Raw genomic sequence first — 18805 nt, 5'->3', positions numbered from 1 at the left:
CGTGACGCGCACGCCCCCGTACCGTCCACCGCATGTGCCCGTACTCTGACGCAGCGTACGGGCCTCGCTCCTGGAACACGCTCCCGCGCGCCCGCCACGCTGGCCCCATGTACACGATCACGCCCCATCAGCCCGCCGCCGTACGGGTGTTCGCCCAGCGGCTGTCCGCCACCCGTCGCGGTGCCCGCCTCGCTCGGCTGCTCGTCGCCGAGCGGCTGACCGCCTGGGAGGTGTCACCAAGCGTGGCCGAACGGGCGGCACAGATCACCGCCGAGCTCGCGGCCAACGCCGTCTTCCACGGTCGCGTCCAGGGCCGTGACTTCCGGGTCGCCCTCACCTGCGTGCCCGCGTCCGGCGGCCTCCGCATCGAGGTCACCGATCCGCACGGCGAACGACTCCCACTCCACCGCCGGACCCCGAAGAGCTGCCGTCCGACGCCGAGCCGGGCCGCGGGCTCCTCCTGGTCACCGCCCTCGCCGACCGCTGGGGCGTGGAGCCGTACCCGCCGAGCGGCAAGACGGTGTGGGCGGAGATCGACGACGAGCGGCGAGATCCCCGCACGGCGGTCAGCCCGCCTGCGCCTTGAACCGCCAGACAGCGTGCTCCAGTCCCCCCGGTTCGTGCCCGAGGAGGGCGGCGGCCTCCTCGTAAGCGGCTCGTAGCTCCGCGTACGTGAGGCAGGTGACCCCGGCCGCTGCCGCGAACGACCTCAGATGCACGTCCACCGCGACCTGAGACCGGCCGACGAGGTTGCCGATGTAGTCGACGCTCTTCGGCCCCACCCCCTTCACTGTGCGCAGGGCCGCACGGTTGTCCTGGTGACCGAGCCATTCGTGGAGGTTGTCTCGGGTGTCGACCCCTCTGGCGGCCAGCAGTTCGGTGATGGCGTGAGCCGTCGCGACCCTGCCGGGGCTGTTGAAGTTCATGGCGACGGCGAGGTCTTCCGTGGCCAGCCGTGCCCGGAAGCCGCGCACCGTGACGGCGTCAGGCCATGCGGACTGAAGTCGGAGAAGTCGCGGCCGGACGGTCGACTGGTACTTCCGGCGTGCCTGGAAGCTGACATCGCAGATGACTGCACCCATGTGCGTCCAGCCGCCAGGCGGATGGAAAGGGCCGTCGCCGAGGACGGACCGAGCATGGGTGGCGAGCGACTGGGCGGCGCTGAAAGTGGTCATGGCCCGATGATGGCGTTCCGGTCCGACAATCGGAGCCGAATGCGAAGAGGAAGCCCGAGCAAGTGGAGCGGTTTGCCAGGCCGTGGTGCGCCTTGTCGCCGGGGTTCTTCCTCGACCGCCCCCGGACGGCGCGTCGCCGAGGAACGGCGTGACTCGTGGGCGGACCGTGACAGGTGCTCGACCCGGCGTCGGCCCCATGATGTCAGCCGGTCGGGCTACTTTCCTCCCCGTACCGATTCCGTAGCTGCTCCACGCCACGGTGTCGCCACGCCGAGGCGACACCACGGCGGCGGCAGCCAAGCACGCGGCGCGGCAGTGGGGGCCGGTTCGCTGCGCGATCGGCCCTCGCCCTGGGCGCCCACCCGATAGGTTCATCCCATGCCCAGCCGCCTCCTCGAACTGCACGTCGAGAACTTCCGAAGCCTGCGCGACGTGACCGTCCCGCTCGGTCCGCTGACCGTGTTGGTGGGGCCGAACGGAGTGGGCAAGTCGAACGTGTTGAAGGTCTTCGACTTTCTCGCGGACATCATCCGTACGGACCTCCAGCCCGCGCTCGACACGAGAGGCGGGTTCGACGAGGTCGCCTTCTGGGGCGGGGCCAAGCCTCCGACGTTCATGCGGGTCCAACTGAAGGCCACGTGGACGAGCAATTCCACTCTCAACGCGCCCGATGAGTACAGCCTGACGATCCGGCGCCGCTCGCTGCCCTCGAACCGGGACAGGCTTCGTGCCGCCTACGCCCTCTCCCGGGAGGAGAGCTTCCAGTTCAAGCGCAAGCAGGGGCGGGGACGGCGCATCACGATCTCCGGTGAGGAGGCGCGTGTGGTCGACCGACGGGCCGGCAAGGAACAGGACAGCGGGAGTTTCGGCATCCGCAGACTGAGCAGTGGCCTGTCCACCCTTCCCAGACTCGGCCCCGCGGACGGCGGGGACGAGGTGACCCGTGTCGCCGACCGCCTCTCCTCCTTCCGGGTCTTCGACGTCGACGTGGTCGCGGCCCGGATGCCGACGCGCCTGCGTGCCGCGGACATGGCGACGCTGGCGCCTCACGCCGAGAACCTCGCGGCGTTCCTGATCCACCTCAGCGGCCAGGACGACATCTGGGACAACCTGGTCGAGGACGCCCGGACCGTCCTGCCGCAACTGGAGAACATCGAGTTCGAGGAGGTCGGCGGTTCGACGGACCAGTTGACCGTGGTCCTGCGTGAGCGCGGTCTGCGCCGCCTGACTCCCCTGGCGGACGCCTCGTACGGCACGGTTCGTCTGCTCGGGCTCCTGGCCCTGCTCTACGATCCCCATCCGCCGGCCTTCACCTGCATCGAGGAGATCGACCACGGGTTGCACCCCCAGGCACTGGAACTCGTCGTGCAGCGCCTCCGGGAAGCCTCCGAGCGCACCCAGTTCATCGTCGCCACCCACTCGCCCGCTCTGGTGAACCGCCTCCGCCCCGACGAGTTCGTCGTCTGTGACCGGGACGACGAAGGCGCGTCCATCATCCCCGCCCTGACGGTGAGGGAGGTGGAGGAGATCGTCGAGGAGTCAGGGGGCCAGCCGCTCGGTGAGCTGTGGTTCTCGGGTGTGCTCGGCGGCGACCTCACCGGGGGCGAACTGTGAGCGCCAGGGCCCGGGGCAGCGCCCGGCGCGTCGGCGGGTCGGACCGAGTGATCGTTCTCGCCGGTGAGGACCAGAACGACTGCGAGATCATGGCGGCCCTGATACGTGCGCACCGGCCCGATCTCAGCGCGACGGCCAAGCTGGTGCGCATCAACGATCCCGTGAGGCTCCGCAGGAAGTCCGGTGCCGATCTGTCCGCGGCGGTGAAGGTGCTCGTCGGCAAGGCACGTGCCAAGGCGCTTCAGCAGAAGGCGCAACTCGTGGGATTCGTCGTCCACGAGGACCTGGACGGCTTCACCGACTCGGACTACGGCAAGGTGCGAAGAGTGGTCGCGGAGGAGCTGGGCCGCCAATGCGGCGGGTTCGGTGCCGCGCTCGCACTTGCCGCCTGGGAGTCGGAAGGCTGGCTCCTCCTGTTCCCCGACGCCTTCCCCCGTGTGCGCCCGAGGTGGAAGGTCCCCGCACAGTTACGGGGAAGGGACTTGGGGCGGATCAAGGAGCCCAAGGAGGAGCTCAAGCGGCGGCTCGGCGCGCCGCTCTTCCGCGAGAGCGACGGGCCTCTCGTCGCCCGCGAGGCGCTCGCGCACGGCCTGATCGCCGCACCCGAGGGTCGGAACGACTCGTACAGCGACTTCGTCCGGGAACTTGAGGGCTGGTCCTGACCAGGAGGTTTCACGCCCTCGGGGGTGGGGGCGTACGGGGCGCCTGAACGCCGTCCTGTCGCGCCATTCGACACTCGTACACACGTTCTCACCAGAAAGCGGCGGGAAATGTGTGTTGACGTCGTCAACGCAACTGGGCAATCTGGGTATCCGATGCGGCCGCACCGGCGCACCGCCACTTCCCGTGCCTGGAGCCAGCGTGAGTGACCAGCCCCCTCCCTCCGTCCGTGACCTCGTCCTCCAGCGCCTGGCCGCCGCCGGCCTGGAGCCGGAGACGGCGGACCTGTTGCGCGACCTGTTCCCTGGCGCCCCGGCCGGCAGGACCACCCGCACCGGGCCCCTCTTCCTCCGTTCCATCACCGCCGCCGGGTGGCGCGGCATCGGGCCCGAGGCCACGCTCGACCTCACGCCCGCACCGGGCCTCACCGTCGTCGCCGGGCGCAACGGATCCGGGAAGTCCAGCTTCGCCGAAGCCGCCGAGATGGCGCTGACAGGCGACAACTTCCGCTGGCAAGGCCGTATTCAGGTCTGGCGGCAGGGGTGGCGGAACCTGCACGATCCGGCTGCTCCCCGGGTGGAGGTGGAGTGCCGCCGCGACGGTGCCGACCTGCCCGTCACCGTCCACAGGAGCTGGCACGGCGCGAACCTGGGCGACGCACGGGTGGCGGTCCGTCGGCCCGGCCTGCCCGACGGCGAACTGCACGAGGTCGTCGGCGCCGAGGAGCTCTCGCTGTACCGGCCCTTCCTCTCGTACAGCGAACTCGGCGCCGTGATCAACGGCCCCATGACCGCCCTCCATGACGGACTCGCCCAGGTCCTCGGCCTCGAACAGCTCTCCGACGCCTACAAGGAGGCCGGAGCCCGTCTCAAGGTGCTCAAGGACGGGGAGAAGAAGGCCGCCGACCTGGCCGCCGCCGTTCTCGCCGCACTGCGGACCTCCGACGACCCGAGGGCCGTCGCGGCCGTGGACGCGCTTTCCGCCCGCCGCCCGGACCGCGAACGCGTCCGCGCCCTGCTCGTCGCCCGGTCCGAGGGGGACCCCGCCGAACTCGAAAGGCTGCGTGGGCTCTCCACGCTTGAGGGGCCCGACCTGCGTGACATCAGCGGTGCCGTCGCACGGCTGTGGGAAGCCGCCGCCCGGGCCGAGGACGCGCGGTCCGGTACCGCCGAGGACGCCCGTCGCCTCTCCGAGCTCCTGGAACGGGCGCTCGACCACCGGCGGCGGGCGCGGACCGCCGACTGCCCCGTCTGCGACACCCCCGGACTCCTCGACGACGACTGGGCGGCGCGCGCCCGGGCACAGGTCGAACGGCTCCAGCACGAAGCGGCGGAAGCGCAGTCCGCGCGGGACGGACTGCGCGGCGCCGTCCGGGCCGTCCACGACCTCGTCCAGCCCGTCCCCGTCTGGCTCCGCCCGGAGGACTCGCCGCTCGCCGCTCTCTGGCGGGAATGGGCCCTGTGCCGGAGCATCACCGACCCCCGCCCGCTGGCCGATCAGGTCGAGCGTCTGTCGGCCGCCCTCGCCGACGCCTGCCGGCAGGAGAGCGACCGGGCGTCCCGTGAGCTCGCTGCCCGGGACGCCGGCTGGCAGCCGCTGGCCGTGCGGCTCGCCGAATGGCTGGCCGCCGCCGACCGGGCCGCCGAGGCCGCCCCGCTCGCCAAGCGACTTAAGGCGGCGCAGACCTGGCTCAGGAAGGTCACTGACGAACTGCGGGAGGAGCGCCTGCGGCCGTTCGCCGATCACTCGCAGACCATCTGGAAACTGCTCTGCGAACGCAGCAGCGTCAGCCTCGGCTCGATCAGCCTCGCCGGCACGGCCAACCAGCGCAAGGTGAAGCTCGACGTGTCCGTGGACGCCATGGACGCGCCTGCCTTCGGCGTCATGAGCCAGGGAGAACTGCACTCGCTCGCCCTCTCGCTGTTCCTCCCGCGCGCCACCCACCCCGACAGCCCCTTCGGCTTCCTGGTGATCGACGACCCGGTGCAGTCCATGGACCCGGAGAAGGTCGAAGGGCTCGCGCGGGTCCTGCACGCCTGCGCCCAGCACCGACAGGTGATCGTCTTCACCCACGACACCCGTCTCCAGCAGGCCATCCGGCACCTGCGCATCCCGGCCACGATCCTGCAGGTCTCCCGGCAGACCGACTCCGTCGTCAAGGTCACCCGCATCGATGACCCGGTCTCCCGCGCCGTGAGCGAGGCGATGGCGGTCGCCCGCGATCCGAACGTGCCCCAGGATGTCGCCGACCGCGTCCTGCCCCAGATGTGCCGCGGCGCCCTGGAAGCCGCCTACCTCGACCCCGCGCGCCGCCGCCTGCGTGCCGAAGGCCTTGGCCACGCCGACATCGAGGCGAGGATCGCGAAGACGCACAAGGTCACCGAGCTCGCCGCGCTCGCCTTCTACGACAGCACCATGGAACCCGCCCAGGTCCTCGCCGCGGTAGCTCAGGAACACGGCCCCTGGGCCCGCTCGCTCATCGAACGGTGCAACGCGGGCGCCCACCAGTGGCTCGCCCCGATCGGAGACCGCATGGAACTGGTCCGGGACACGGAGCGTCTCGTCAAGGCGGTGCGGAGCCGATGACCCGCACGCCCCACGACCTCGCCGCAGCCGCTCACCGACTGCTCTCTCCTCCAGCCGGTGTCACTCACTCCCTCGCGCCGGGTCTGCGCGCACGAGCCGCGGCGGCCCTGCTCCGACTGGCCCTCGACGAGGCCATGGACGGCTTCTGGCGGCAGGTCAGCCCCGCCATGGCCCGGACCCGTGGCCGCACCAAGGCGCTCTGCATGGAGTGGTACGTGCCGCCCTCCGTGGCTCGGCAGTGGTATGCCGTATGGTCCGCGCTCAGCGCTGCCTGCCACCACCACACCTACGAACTCCCGCCCACCCCGGGCGAGGTACGGGCCTGGCACGACGACGTCGTCGAACTGCTGGCGACCCTCCGCGTCGTACCGGTGCGGGCCGAAGCCTGACCGGCGCACGAAGGAACACACCATGGACACACGTCGTTACCGGATGGTCGTCACCAGCGGACTCGACTACGTCAGCACGGGAGCCCAGGTCGACGCCCGGCTCCGCGGCTGGCTGCGTGAACCGCCCAAGAACTACGACGTCGAGGCTTTCGCCGAGGGCCGCAACGAGATAGCCCGGGGAGTCACGCTCGACCACGACTCGGCGACCGGCACAGCCGGCGCGTACGGGCGCTGGCGGCTGAGGGAGACCGCCCCGGACGGCACCTGGCAGACGACCCTGCTGATTCGGCAGACGGAGAGCCGCCCGACCCGCGTTCAGCTGGACGTCGAGCATCTTCCCGACGATCCCGACACGTTGCCGACGGTCGCCAAGACGCCCCGTCTGGCAGGAAGCCTCCTGGACGTCCTCCGGGCCCGTGACGGGCTGGCGGACGTGACACGAATGCCCCAGGTGGTCGAGGCGCCCGACCTCGACTCCGTGATCGACGAACTGTGCGACGAGGAGCGCCGCCTGCCGGTCGTCATGGCCACAGCTCCGAACGGGGCCGACTTCGACACGTGGCTGGAGCGGACCCTGGACCCCCTGGTCCGTCCCCTGGCCGGCCTGGCCATCCTCTACGCCCTCGCGCCGGGGGTGGACCATCACTTCAACCGGGCCATGGAGTACCACCGGGTCTTCGGCGGCGGCATCCGGACGTTCCTCCCCGGGGTGGACCCGGCCTGGGCGGCCGACGGACAGCGCCACCGCGTCATGTCCCACCGCGTCATCACCGAGAACCCGGCCCGGGTCCGCCGCCTGCTCGCCCAGTTGCCCCGGAACCTCGCTGCCAGGGCACCGCTGCCACCGGAACTGGACGCGGTCCCCGTGCTGCGCGCCCGTACCAACGAGCACCCCACCGGTTCCGAGCTGGAGCGGTTGCGGGACGAGAACCATGCCCTGTTCGAGATCCTTGAGGAAGCCGGACGTGAACAGCGGGTCCGCGCCGACGAGATCCGGGACCTGAAGAACGAACTCCAGCGCGCCAGAAGCGACGAGATCACCCTGATCGCCGAGTACGACGAGCAGTACCGGGAACTGCACGAGGCCAGAGCGCAGCTCGTCACCGTGCAGAAGCGGCTGCTCGCGCTCGGTGCCGCCGAAGCCGCGTACGCCCCGGACGACAGCGGCCCCGCCGCACCCGAGTCCTTCGCGGAGATCCTGGAGCGGATCGAGGAGATGCCCCGCGTGCACTTCACCGGCGCCCGGAAGATCACCCTGGAGCTGGACGACCAGGCATACGGCTCGTCCTGGGTCCGCATGGCCTGGGACGCGCTCCTGGCGCTCCGGGACTACGCCGACGCCTCCGCCGACGCCTGCGCCGGCGGTCCTGTCTTCCGGGACTTCAAGCAGTGGTGCGAGGACGCCCCGGACGGCAAGCACTCCGTGTCGCCCCGCAAGGTCGTGCGCGACGAGTCGAAGACCGTGAAGTCGAACGCCGCCTGGCGCAGGGAGCGGACCTTCCCCTTGCCGGAACATGTGGAGCCCTCCGGCAGGCTGTTCATGGGCGCGCACGTGAGGATCGGCGGAGGCAACACCGTCGCCCCGCGCCTGCACTACCACGACGCGGCCTGCGCGGAGCACGGGCTCTTCATCGGATACATCGGCCCGCACCTCACCAACACCCTCACCTGAGGTGCGTCCGGCGGTTAAGGTCCTTACCCGGCATGGTTCGGGCGAATACCTCGCCCCATCGATCGAACGACGTCCGCGAACGAGGAGTGTGCGTGAACGAGGACAGCGGCGGCAGCCCCGGCCGGTTCCCGGAGTTCCGGCTGCGGCTGCCCGGTGGGGAGGACATCGACCGGGCGACCGGTGCCCTTCTCGACGCCGTCGGCACCAACGGGAGCCGCAAGTTCCTGGTCCGGGCCGGTTCGCCGGCCCGGGACCACGTCATGCCGTCATTCCCCAAGCACTTCAGCGGCACCTTCAAGCGGCGCGAGGAGCTGAGGGCCGCCGGAATCCTCGTACCGTCCCACCGCTGGCCGGGATGGCTGGAGCTGACCGCCGACGTCGAATGCGGATCTCCCTCCGCAGCGGCCGAGATACTCGTCGGCGCCCCCCGCAACGGCTGGGAGGAGTGGCGCACGGAAGCGGGTACACCGCTCTCCGACTTCATGGAAGGAGTGCGCTCCGGCCCCAACCGCGCCTGGCTGGTGCGCGGCTCGAACGTGGCGGGCAGCGACCTCGTCCACCGGCTCTGGCTCCCCGAGGGGCGGGTCACCCTGTCGGCCGCCCGGTTGCGCCAGGGTGTGGAACAGGGGGCGAGCAAGGAGCGGCTGAGGGCGTTCGTCGAGGAGGACTACGGGACGACGGCGACCTACAACCAGAAGCTGGAGCTGGTGGACGAGCTGTACACGTTCCTCTCCCGGATGAAACCGGGTGACACCGTGTGCGGCATCTCCGGCGGCCGGCTCTACGTGGGGGAGATCACCGGAGCGGTCGAGCAGACCGTCTCCGAAGGAGGCCGCTCCAATCTGCGCCGTCCCGTCGACTGGCAGAGCAGCGGCTACGCCTACGACGAGCTCCCCGAGGAACTCCAGCAGAAGCTCTCGGTGCAGGCCGACGTCGTCGACCTCACCTCGGTGCAGGGCCTCGTCGACGGCCTCGGCCGGACCGACGAGGAACTCGCTGACGACGCGGAGTCCGCGGGGCATGATCCGAGCGAGACGGTTCCGGCCCTCGCGGCCCGCCGCGAACTGGAACTTCCCGAGCCGGACCAGCCCCTCGCCGACGAGTTGCTCGTCCACGACGTGGAGTGGCTGCGCGAGGTGCGGGACCTCCTCTGGGACGAGCGGCAGCTGGTGCTCTACGGCCCGCCGGGCACGGGCAAGACCCACCTGGCGCTGAGACTGGCCGAGTTCCTCGGAGGGGGCCCGGAGCGCGTCAAGCTGGTGCAGTTCCACCCTTCGTACGCGTACGAGGACTTCTTCGAGGGGTTCCGCCCGCAGGAGGACCCTGACACGCGCGAGGTCGCCTTCCGGCTGAAGGCCGGTCCGCTGCGGGAGCTCGCCGACCTCGCCTCCCGCGAAGGAAACCGTCACGTTCCGCACTTCCTGATCATCGACGAGATCAACCGCGCCAATCTGGCCAAGGTCTTCGGGGAGCTCTATTTCCTCCTGGAGTACCGGAACAAGTCCGTCCGCCTGACCTACTCGGGCGACGACTTCGCCCTCCCGCCCAACCTCTTCGTCATCGGGACGATGAACACCGCCGACCGCTCCATCGCACTCGTCGACGCCGCCATGCGCCGGCGCTTCGCCTTCGTGGAGCTTTCCCCCCGCACCGAACCCACCAAGGGGCTCCTGCGCCGCTGGCTCGCCGCTCAGGACCGTGGTGCCGAGCCGGCCGACCTGCTGGACGCGCTGAACTCGCGGATCGACGACCCCGACTTCCGCATCGGCCCGTCGTACCTGATGAAGAAGGCGGTCTACCGGGAAGGCGGACTCGACCGCACCTGGCGCACCAAGATCCTTCCGCTGCTCGAGGAGCATCACTACGGCGAAGGCGTCGACATCGCCAAGGCCTACGGCCTTGAAGCACTGCGTGCGAGCATCGCACCGGCCCCCGGCCCCGGTGAGCCCCACGCGTGACCGACATAGAGCTCGTCGAGCACGCCCCTCACACCACCCACGACCTGCCGGCGGCCCTCGGCCGGGCTCTCGCCGCGTCGCGGTTCGTGGACGCCGCGCCCGACCCGTACCGCCCCGGAGGATGGCGTCTTCGCGCGGGGAGCAAGGTCGGAGCCGTTGTGGTGCGGGCCCCGGGGGAGGAGCCCGTCACCCTGCGCATCACCCCGAAGGTGCCGGTCGGCCACGTCTTCTTCCTCCTCGGATACGCCCTGGACCCAGGGATCCACCGAGAGGACGCCGTGGAAGTGGCGACGCACACGGAGCTCGTCCCCTTCCTCGCACAGACGTACGCGAGAGCGCAGGAGCGCGCCCTCAGGCAAGGCGTGCTCCAGGGTTACCGACCCACGGAGGAGGCATCTCCCGTCGTTCGCGGCCGGCTCAGGGAGACCGACCAGGTGCGCCGCTACCACGGTCGGCTGTTTCCGCTGGAAGTGGCCTACGACGAGTACACGACCGACACCCCCGAGAACCGGCTGCTCCGGGCGGCGACCGAGCGGTTGCTGAGCCTTCCCCGAGTCCCGATCGGAGTGCGACGGGTTCTCCAGCACCAGAGGGCGCGCCTCGCCGACGCCGAGCCGCTGGTGCGCGGCGCCATGCTGCCCCGATGGCGACCAAGCCGCCTCAATCTCCGGTACCAGCCCGCGCTGCGGCTCGCGGAGACCGTCCTGCGCGGAGGGTCGCCCGAGCACCTGCCGGGTGATGTCTCCGTCGACGGATTCCTGCTGGACATGAACAAACTCTTCGAGGACTTCGTCTGCGTCGCCCTGCGCGAGGCCCTCTCCGCGTACGGCGGGCACTGCGCCCTCCAGGCCAGGGGAGTGCATCTCGACGCGGGCAGGCGCATCCGTATGAGGCCGGACCTGCTCCGGTACGCGGACGACGGCCGCCCGCTGACCGTCGCGGACGCCAAGTACAAGGCGCAGAAGTCGGACGGCTTCCCGGACGCCGACCTGTACCAGATGCTCGCCTACTGCACGGCGCTGGATCTGCCCGAGGGACACCTGATCTACGCCAGGGGCGGTGCTCTCCACGCTTCGCACCGTGTCCGGAACGCGGGCATCGTCATCCACCAGCACGTCCTGGACCTGGAGGGACAGCCGGCGCAACTGCTCGGGGCGGTCCAGGAGCTGGCCCGGCTGATGGCCGAGGGTACGGGAACCCACCCCCTCTAAGATCGTTTCCGGCCGCACGCCACGAGGTAAGGAGCCCACCGTGCCCCAGCTCGCCTTCGCGAACAGCTTCTGGGAGAGCTACGACGTGCTGGAGAAGCCCGTCAAAGCCGGCGTGCGCAAGGCGATGGCCAAGTTCCAGCAGCTCACCGTCGCGGAACTGCACGCCGACAAGGGGCTTCACCTGGAGTCGGTGGACAAGGCGCGCGACCCACGCATGAGGACCATCCGCATCAACGACTTCTGGCGCGGAGTGGTCCTCGCCCCGGACGACGGCAGCGACGTCTTCCTCCTCATCAATGTCGTGCCGCACGACGACGCCTACAGCTGGGCGGCCAAGCGGCTCTACACGGTCAACACGGCCACCCGTGGCCTGGAGGTCCGCAACGTCGTCGCCATAGAGCAGCTGACACCCGTCCTCGAGAAGGCGGCTGCGGTGGCCCCCACCCTGCTCTTCGCCGCCCACTCTGACACCGTGCTGCGAGAACTCGGCATCGACGCACAGGTGCTGCGGGCGGTGCGCACCATTACGGACCAGGCCCAGCTGGACGCGTTCGGCACCCTGCTTCCCGAGGACCAGTTCGAAGTCCTCCAGTACCTCGCGGAGGGCTTCAGTCCGGAAGAGGTCTACCGCGACGTCGTCACCGCGCGGCGTCCCGCGGACGCCCCCTCGGACGACCTCGCGTCGGCGATCCACAACACCAGGAGCCGCATCACGCTCGTGACCGGGCCGCAGGAACTGGCGGAGATCCTGGAAAAGCCCTTCGCGGCCTGGCGGGTCTTCCTGCATCCGTCCCAGCGACGGGTCGCCTACCGTGTGTCCTACGGCGGACCGGCCCAGGTGACCGGAGGTCCGGGGACGGGAAAGACCGTCGTCGCCCTGCATCGTGTCAAGCACCTGCTGTCCCGCTCCGAGGACAGCAGGGTCCTGCTCACCACATACACCAACGCTCTCGCGGCGAGCCTGCGCGAGAACCTCGCGCTGCTGCTCGACGGCGACGAGGCGCTGCTTCGCAGGGTTGACGTGACGACGGTGAACGCCTACGCGCACCGAGTCCTTCAGGCGGCCGGCGGCCGGGCTCTGGCCCTCGTCGGAGACCGTGAGGAGCGACAGATCTGGCAGCGGGTCGGCAAACGCCTCGGCCTTCCGTGGCCAGAGCAGTTCCTCTCCCAGGAATACCGCCACGTTGTACTCGCCCAGGACATCGGCACGCTCGACGCCTATAGGCGCGCGGTGCGCAGAGGACGCGGCTCTGCGCTGCCGGTGGCACAGCGAGAGCGAGTCTGGGAGGCGATCGAGCTCTTCCGGGCCGAACTCTCTGCCCGAGGCGGCCGCACCCACCTTGATGTGTGCGCCCAGGCGGCACGCCTGCTGGCGGAGCGGCCCGCCTCGGACGGCCACGATTACGACCATGTGATCGTCGACGAGGCGCAGGACCTGCATCCGGCCCAGTGGCGGGTGCTCCGAGTTGCCGTGGGCAGCGGACCCGACGACCTGTTCATCACGGGCGACCCGCACCAGCGGATCTATGACTCCCGGGTTTCCCTCGCTTCGCTGGGTATAGCGGTGACGGGCCGGAGCTCCCGGCTGCGGATCAACTACCGCAGCACGGAGGAGATCCTTGGCTGGTCCACCGGCATTCTGAAGGAGGCAGCCGTCGAGGACCTCGGGGGCGGCGGTGCGGACAGCCTCCTCGGCTACCGGTCACTGCTCCACGGAGGAAGCCCTCAGGTCAGGGGGCATGCTTCCGAGCAGGCCGAGGCGGATGCGATCGTCGAGCGGATCGAGGAGTGGATAGGCCAGGGCATGCGCCCCGAGGAGATCGGCGTGTGTGCCCGCTTCCACCTGCTCCTGGACAAGGTGCACGACAGGCTCGCGGCCAGGGGCATTCCCGTGGTCCGGGTCAAGGAGGCGCCGGGGGCGGGGACGGCAGGGGTGCGCCTCGCGACGATGCACGCGATGAAGGGGCTGGAGTTTCGTGGCGTCGGTGTACTCGGGGTCTCGGACGGCGTACTCCCGTTCGCCCGCGAGGTGACCGCGGCCGCGACGGACAGATTGCAGCACGAGGCCGACCTGCTGCGCGAGCGGTGCCTGCTCTTCGTCGCATGCACACGGGCGAGGGAGGCACTGCATGTGTCCTGGAGCGGAATGCCCAGCCCGTTCGTGCCGCTGCCGGCCGAGCTCTCCTGACCGGCCGATGGGTCACTCGCCGCAATCGTCCGAAGGAGGCACAAGCGCTCCGCTGGTCAGCCCCTCCCGGGCCAGAGCGGCTGCCTTCTTCCCCAGTTCGGCCAGACTCGCGACGCGTTCCTCGAACTCCTGGAGAGAGCGGAAGACGGCGCCGTAGCGACGCTGGTCGGCGACCGCCATCTGCGGGATGCGCGCCGCCCGCGCGTCCACACGGTGTGTTCCGCTGGCACTGGTCGAGCGACGGACGTTGGACACGCTCTGAAGAAAGCCGCGCAGGTAGTCCGTATCGAGTTGAGGACTCATGGACCGGGGGCCGCCGGCACCCGTCTCGATCAGTCCGGCCCGGGACAGATCCGCCAGGCTGACCGTGGCTGTGTCCGGAGAGTCCTCTCCCGCCCCTTCCCGCAACGTCGGCAGGAGCTTTCCCAGTGCTTGTAGCTGCTGTTCGATCTCTTCGCGCAGAGACCGGTACTCCGCCCGGAAGTCCTGGGTGTAACGGTGAACATGAAGGCTCGGAGTGAGGTCTACGGTCTCATTGAGGAGGGCGATGAGGGGGATATCGGCGACCTGGTCGCTGCTGGGTTCCAGCGGTCCGTCCGGATCGTTGCCCGTCAGGTCGACCATGCGGACGTGTGACGGAGTACCGTCGTCCGGTTTCGGGCGGCGGAGGACCCAGAGCAGTACGGAGACGGAGTGGGAGAAGGCGACTCCACCTGGTAGCGCGATGACCTGGGTGAGGATTCCCCGCCGTACGAGTTCCGCCCGGATCCGGCGTCCGGCTTTGCGGTAGGCCACGGATGACGGCATGACGATCACCGTGCGGCCGCCAGGGGCGGTGTGGGCGTAACAATGCTGGAGCCAGGCGAGCTCCCCCTCCGCCTTGGAAGGGGTGCCCAGCTCCCATCGGGCGTCGAGGAGCAGTTCCTCACGCCCCCAGTCCGGGCCGGCGGCAGGAGGCTCGCACACGACGAGGTCGGCGCGGAGCGAGGGCCAGGCATCCGCCCGCAGCGAGTCACCCGCTTGGACCACCGCATCGGCTCGGCCGCTCAACTCTGCTCGGAGTTGCGCGAACCGTGCTGCTGCGGGGGCGATGTCCTGCCCGCGAATGACCACACCATCGCCGTCCCCCACGACCGTGAGAAGGACTCCGATCCCGCAGGCGGGATCGAAGACGGTGGCACCATCGGGCAACTGACCCGCAAAGTGAGCGACCGCCCGGGCGATCCTCGCCGAGGACACTTGATCGGAGCCGCTGCGGCGCGCCGAGTCCTGGTAACGCTCGGCGAGTCCGTCGACTACATCGGACGGCGTGGCGTTCTCCGCCGAGGAGGTGACGATCGATGCCGTTGCAGCGTCCAGACCGGATGGATCCCCCGTCGAAAGGAATGTTGCGACTGAAGACAGGCCGCTGATCATGTCGTCGTTGAACGATGCGCGGAGCGCCTGCCAGAGCCGGACTTCGTCGGAGACGTCGTGGCTCTTCCGCTGCTGCGCGAGCCATGCCTGTACATCGGAAAGGGAGAACAGCGGTGCGCTCGAACTGCCTCCCGCTGGGGAGGGGAAGTCCTTGTGCCGCCGTCTCCAGTTCGACACGGCGGCTCGTGTCACGCCCGCCAGGCGCGCGATCTCGGCCCCGCTGATCAAAGGGTCTGCTGCCCTGGCGTCATCCCTCATACGGAGACCGTACACGCAGCTAGAGGCTGGTGGTAAGTGGTGAGCCGTTGACGTCGTCAACGTGCGTGGACTCAGACTTTGACCACGGTGACGCGGCCGTCGCACAGGACATTGAGGTCCTCGGGGTCGGTCGCCCGGGCTTCACGCCCCCTGGACGACTTGTCGGACCCGGTCGTGATGCGCGGCGTGCTGCAGGCTCTCCGGCTGAAGCAGGACGGCACGGTCGCGGCTGCCGAAACACAGCGACGCAAGCGCACGACGCTCGTGAACTCGGTGCGGTACGCGATCGAGCTGGGGCGGCTCCGCGCCGATCCCCTGGCCCACGTCAGCTGGCGCATCACCGAGACCGTCCAGCAGGTCGATCCCTGTGTCGTCGTCAACCCCGCGCAGGCGCGGAGCCTGCTCTGCGCGGTCTCCTACATAGGCGGCTACGAGCGGGCGCGAGGGCGAAGGCTGGTCGGCCTCTTCGCTGGGATGTACTACGCGGGACTGCGGCCGGCCGAAGCCGTGGCCGTCACGCTGCCCGACTGCGACCTGCCCGCGGCAGGGTACGGCACCGCGGTCCTGCACGCCACCCGCCCCTCCGTCGGCAAGAAGTGGACCGACAGCGGACGGAACCACGACCTCCGCGGCCTGAAGAGCCGCCCACCGAGCGATACGCGTGTCGTGCCGCTTCCACCCGAACTCGTCCGCCTGTGGAGGGAGAGCGTCGACACCTTTGGCACCGCGGACGGCGGTCGGCTGTTCTTCAACGAGAAGGGCGGCATCGTGGGCTCCAGTGCGTACGATCGCGCCTGGCACGAGGCCCGCGAACTCGCCCTCCCGCCGGACCTGGTGGCGTCTCCCCTCGTCGCCCGGCCCTACGACCTACGACATTCGGCCCTGTCCACCTGGCTGAACGCCGGCGTCGACCCCACCGAGGTCGCCGAACGGGCGGGCAACAGCGTCGAGGTCCTCATGACCCGGTACGCGAAATGCCTCTACGGCCGTCAGGCCCTCGCCAACAGGCGCATCGACGCGCTTCTGGACGAATACGGACGAAAGACCGTCCACCTCCTCGCGGTCAATCCAGTGGCCCACGGGATCTCATGCCCCGCGCGTCCCCGGGTGCGCCGATGTCAGAGGGAGCCCGCGCCGTATCGAGGTAAAGAACCAGGCCGGAGAGGTGAGATGCGAAGTGCAACGGCCCCGCGCTCCGTATGTGGTTGACCCGCGCTGGCGGGAAAGGCACAGGTCACGGGGTGGGGGTGGGGTTCTCCGCCCTCCCCGAGGCTTTTCGTCCCGCGCATGTCCCACGACATCGTTTTCGCGGGATCGGACATACGGGACACTGTGCGTCCGGCGCGGTAAAAGTCCAGGTCAGGGCGACGTCACTGAGAGCAGGAGCGGCAAGGTAGGCCGTTGCTGTTTCAGTCCCGTGCAAAGAGGGCCTGACCGGCGTTTCCGCTGGTCAGGCCCTCTTTCCGGAAGTGCCCCCGGCAGGATTCGAACCTGCGCACACGGCTCCGGAGGCCGTCGCTGTTTGTCTGGCAGTGTCGACTCCTTGTGTGTGCGCCCTCCCTTTCAGCTGGTGACACGATCACGGGCGGACCCTGTTGGGGCGGAGGCGCGCTCGCGAGAGATCACCGGCAGGTGTGCGGCGCTTGCGCGACTCGCGTCGGTTGCACTGGCCCGGAGGAGAACCACGAGCAGTGCCGACACCACGTAAGTACCCGGGCGAACTCCGTGAGCGGGCCGTCCGCGAGGTTCGCACCACCGGCCCTCCGATCGCGCATGTCGCGAAGGACCTGGCATCCACAAGGAGGCCCTGCGCGGCTGGGTCCGCCAGGCCGAGGTGGACGCCGGCGAACGCGACGACCGGCTGACCAGTGCCGTGCTTGCCGAGTTGAAGCAACGCCGCAAGGAGGTAGCGGAGCTGAGGCGGGCGAACGAGGTCCTCAGAGCGGCAAGTTCGCTTTTGCCTAGGAGCTCGACCGTCCCCGGACGAGGCCGACCAGGTGATCGACAGCCTGAAGGACAGCGGCTTCGGGGTTGGGCCCGTATGCCGAGTGCTCGGCTGGTCCGAGTCCGCCTACTACGCGCGCAAGAAGCGGCCGAAGTCGGCGCGCCGGCTCCGTGACGAGCAGCTCATGCGGCTGATCGAGCAGGTTCACGCCGAGTCGGGCGGCACCTATGGGGTCCGGCGGATCACCCGCGCCCTGCGGCGCAAGGGCGTCGTCGTGGCCCGTAACACCGTGGAATGACTGATGGACGAGCTGGGCCTGGAGGGCGTGATCCGCGGGTAGCGGCGGAGGACCACCATGCCGGAGCCATCGGCGCCCGGCCCGCCGGACCTGGTCGACGGTGAAACACGGGTCATCTCACAGTGAAGAGTTGGGTGAGTGCTGCTCAGAGATGAAGCGCAAGGCTATCGCCCGAACGGTCCACCCTCGCGGCGTGCTGTTGCAAGCTAAGCCGGGCTCGGCTGGCGGTTGATAACACGACATCGCCGGTTGGGTAAATCGGCGATCTTCTGGAGCATTTAACAGGTCGTTGCGGGCAGGCCTCGGCGCCCTGCACCGCGGCACGTCCATCCCCAGGTACGAGGAGTTCCGTCTATGCCAGTTGCTGTTGTTGATGAAAAGTCCCTCCCGTCGGACCTTCAGCGTGATGCCCTTCTGGAATGGGTTGGCCGACGCGCACGGAACGGGCGTACATTGCGGGCCTTCCTGTCATCCATCGCCTTCGCAGCGCTGAGGCCCCAGGAGGCGCTTGCGCTGCGGGTTCGTGACACGCAGCTGCCCGACGGCGAATCCGGCGCTCTTGTGATCCGTCCCCGCCCTCTCAGCGGCAGCGACGCGGTCACAGGCAACGTGACGGGCGCCCCGCGAGTCGTTCCTGCGTGTCCGGAACTCGTAGAGATCCTGAGGGCCGAGGTCGCACGCCGAGGACTACACCCCGAAGATGCGATGTTCACCCGCGAGGACGGGCTGCCGTTGTCCGATGCGATCTACCGCAGGGTGTGGCGTCAAGCGCGAGAAGCGGTCCTTGAGACCCACGAGATCGACTCACCACTCGCCAGGAGTGTCGGTGACCTGCGAGACGCCCGCATCTCAACGTGGCTGAAGGATCACCGCACGGCCCTGGACGTCCTCATGGTCGCCGAGCGCGTCGGTGTCAGCGCGTCCTCGCTCGTACGGCGCTTCCTGTACTGCTTCCAGCAGTCGAGGGAAGCCGCCAACGACCTCATCGAAGCCGCCTTCGCCGTCAGCACAGAGGGTGAGTCCAGGCATGTTGCCCTGAAATCTGTAGCGAGGCAGCGATCCGCGGGTTGACCACGGCCATCACTGCCTCCAGGTAACGGGCTGCGGTCGGGGAGCCCTGTGCTCCCCGACCGCGCAGACAGATGGCCGTCGTGGCCTGAGGCCAGTAGAGCCGCTTCGAAGCTGTCTTGACCGTCCCGTTCTTCGGTGCGACGGCGGGCGTTGCCCACTGCCTGTGGAGCCCGCCGGCTCCTGTCGGTGGCTGCACGCAGGCCCGGACGTCGGGCAGCCACGGACGAGGAGGGCGGGGGGTTTGCGGACCTTCGCGAGGCTCCATAGCGTTGGACGAGCACATTGCGATGCACCGGGCGTCAGACGCAGGAGCCATTTCGAAGAGGCAGGACGACACGCCCCTTGGGGACCAGTTGGGGACCAG

General features: G+C 69.5%; 13 protein-coding genes, 1 tRNA gene and 1 pseudogene. 12 read left to right on the top strand and 3 right to left on the bottom strand.

The genetic code is table 11. The features are described from left to right. Positions 1 to 32 precede the first annotated feature (32 nt). A complete protein-coding gene (locus tag IE251_RS41120) occupies positions 33 to 662 on the top strand; it encodes an ATP-binding protein (protein WP_373302035.1) in 630 nt (209 codons plus the stop codon). Here the strand turns inward: IE251_RS41120 and IE251_RS21985 are convergent. Next, the gene (locus IE251_RS21985) at positions 567 to 1175 is read right to left on the bottom strand and encodes a DUF8548 family protein (RefSeq protein ID WP_189754716.1); all 609 of its coding nucleotides are present in this window, start codon (positions 1173 to 1175) and stop codon (positions 567 to 569) included. The two genes, IE251_RS41120 and IE251_RS21985, sit on opposite strands and share 96 nt — an antisense overlap. A gap of 378 nt (positions 1176 to 1553) precedes the next feature. Here IE251_RS21985 and IE251_RS21980 point away from each other — a divergent pair, with 378 nt between their 5' ends. The 8 genes from IE251_RS21980 to IE251_RS21945 all read left to right on the top strand — a co-directional run bounded on the left by IE251_RS21980 (position 1554) and on the right by IE251_RS21945 (position 13453). After that, positions 1554 to 2789: an AAA family ATPase gene (locus tag IE251_RS21980; RefSeq protein WP_189754715.1), complete on the top strand. Its 1236-nt coding sequence runs from the start codon at positions 1554 to 1556 to the stop codon at positions 2787 to 2789. Continuing rightward, positions 2786 to 3451, top strand: coding sequence for a hypothetical protein (locus IE251_RS21975; protein ID WP_229896883.1), 666 nt, complete (start codon positions 2786 to 2788; stop codon positions 3449 to 3451). The genes IE251_RS21980 and IE251_RS21975 overlap by 4 nt, the downstream gene beginning before the upstream one ends. A 199-nt stretch (positions 3452 to 3650) precedes the next feature. Further along, positions 3651 to 6035, top strand: a complete 2385-nt coding sequence (locus IE251_RS21970) for an AAA family ATPase (protein ID WP_189754714.1) — start codon at positions 3651 to 3653, stop codon at positions 6033 to 6035. Next, positions 6032 to 6424, top strand: coding sequence for a hypothetical protein (locus tag IE251_RS21965; RefSeq protein WP_189754713.1), 393 nt, complete (start codon positions 6032 to 6034; stop codon positions 6422 to 6424). Before IE251_RS21970 ends, IE251_RS21965 begins: the two co-directional genes overlap by 4 nt. Positions 6425 to 6446: 22 nt before the next feature. Then, complete coding sequence (locus IE251_RS21960) at positions 6447 to 8096, top strand: hypothetical protein (protein WP_189754712.1); 1650 nt, start codon at positions 6447 to 6449, stop codon at positions 8094 to 8096. 86 nt (positions 8097 to 8182) lie between these two features. After that, complete coding sequence (locus IE251_RS21955) at positions 8183 to 10054, top strand: DUF4357 domain-containing protein (protein WP_373302038.1); 1872 nt, start codon at positions 8183 to 8185, stop codon at positions 10052 to 10054. After that, complete coding sequence (locus IE251_RS21950) at positions 10051 to 11265, top strand: McrC family protein (protein ID WP_189754710.1); 1215 nt, start codon at positions 10051 to 10053, stop codon at positions 11263 to 11265. Before IE251_RS21955 ends, IE251_RS21950 begins: the two co-directional genes overlap by 4 nt. 40 nt (positions 11266 to 11305) lie before the next feature. After that, positions 11306 to 13453 carry a UvrD-helicase domain-containing protein gene (locus IE251_RS21945; RefSeq protein ID WP_189754709.1) on the top strand — a complete coding sequence of 716 codons (2148 nt, stop codon included), beginning with the start codon at positions 11306 to 11308 and terminating at the stop codon, positions 13451 to 13453. A gap of 12 nt (positions 13454 to 13465) precedes the next feature. Here the strand turns inward: IE251_RS21945 and IE251_RS21940 are convergent, their stop codons facing one another. Then, positions 13466 to 15127: an N-6 DNA methylase gene (locus IE251_RS21940; RefSeq protein WP_189754708.1), complete on the bottom strand. Its 1662-nt coding sequence runs from the start codon at positions 15125 to 15127 to the stop codon at positions 13466 to 13468. Positions 15128 to 15256: 129 nt separating this feature from the next. Between IE251_RS21940 and IE251_RS21935 the strand changes: the two are divergent. Continuing rightward, positions 15257 to 16162: pseudogene (locus IE251_RS21935) on the top strand (tyrosine-type recombinase/integrase); the annotation flags it as partial. Positions 16163 to 16600: 438 nt separating this feature from the next. Here IE251_RS21935 and IE251_RS21930 read toward each other — a convergent pair. Beyond that, positions 16601 to 16696, bottom strand: a tRNA-Arg gene (locus IE251_RS21930). Positions 16697 to 17124: 428 nt separating this feature from the next. Here IE251_RS21930 and IE251_RS21925 point away from each other — a divergent pair. Together IE251_RS21925 and IE251_RS21920 are read left to right on the top strand one after the other, a co-directional pair. After that, positions 17125 to 17370: an IS3 family transposase gene (locus IE251_RS21925; protein ID WP_189754707.1), complete on the top strand. Its 246-nt coding sequence runs from the start codon at positions 17125 to 17127 to the stop codon at positions 17368 to 17370. Between the two features lie 453 nt (positions 17371 to 17823). After that, the gene (locus tag IE251_RS21920) at positions 17824 to 18441 is read left to right on the top strand and encodes a site-specific integrase (protein WP_189754706.1); all 618 of its coding nucleotides are present in this window, start codon (positions 17824 to 17826) and stop codon (positions 18439 to 18441) included. Positions 18442 to 18805 lie beyond the last annotated feature (364 nt).

Origin of the sequence: Streptomyces eurythermus, from assembly GCF_014649115.1 — a bacterium.
Taxonomy (GTDB): Bacteria; Actinomycetota; Actinomycetes; order Streptomycetales; family Streptomycetaceae; genus Streptomyces; species Streptomyces eurythermus.
The sequence above is the reverse complement of the archived record's forward strand: the minus strand, read 5'-3'. Positions and strand labels throughout refer to the sequence as shown.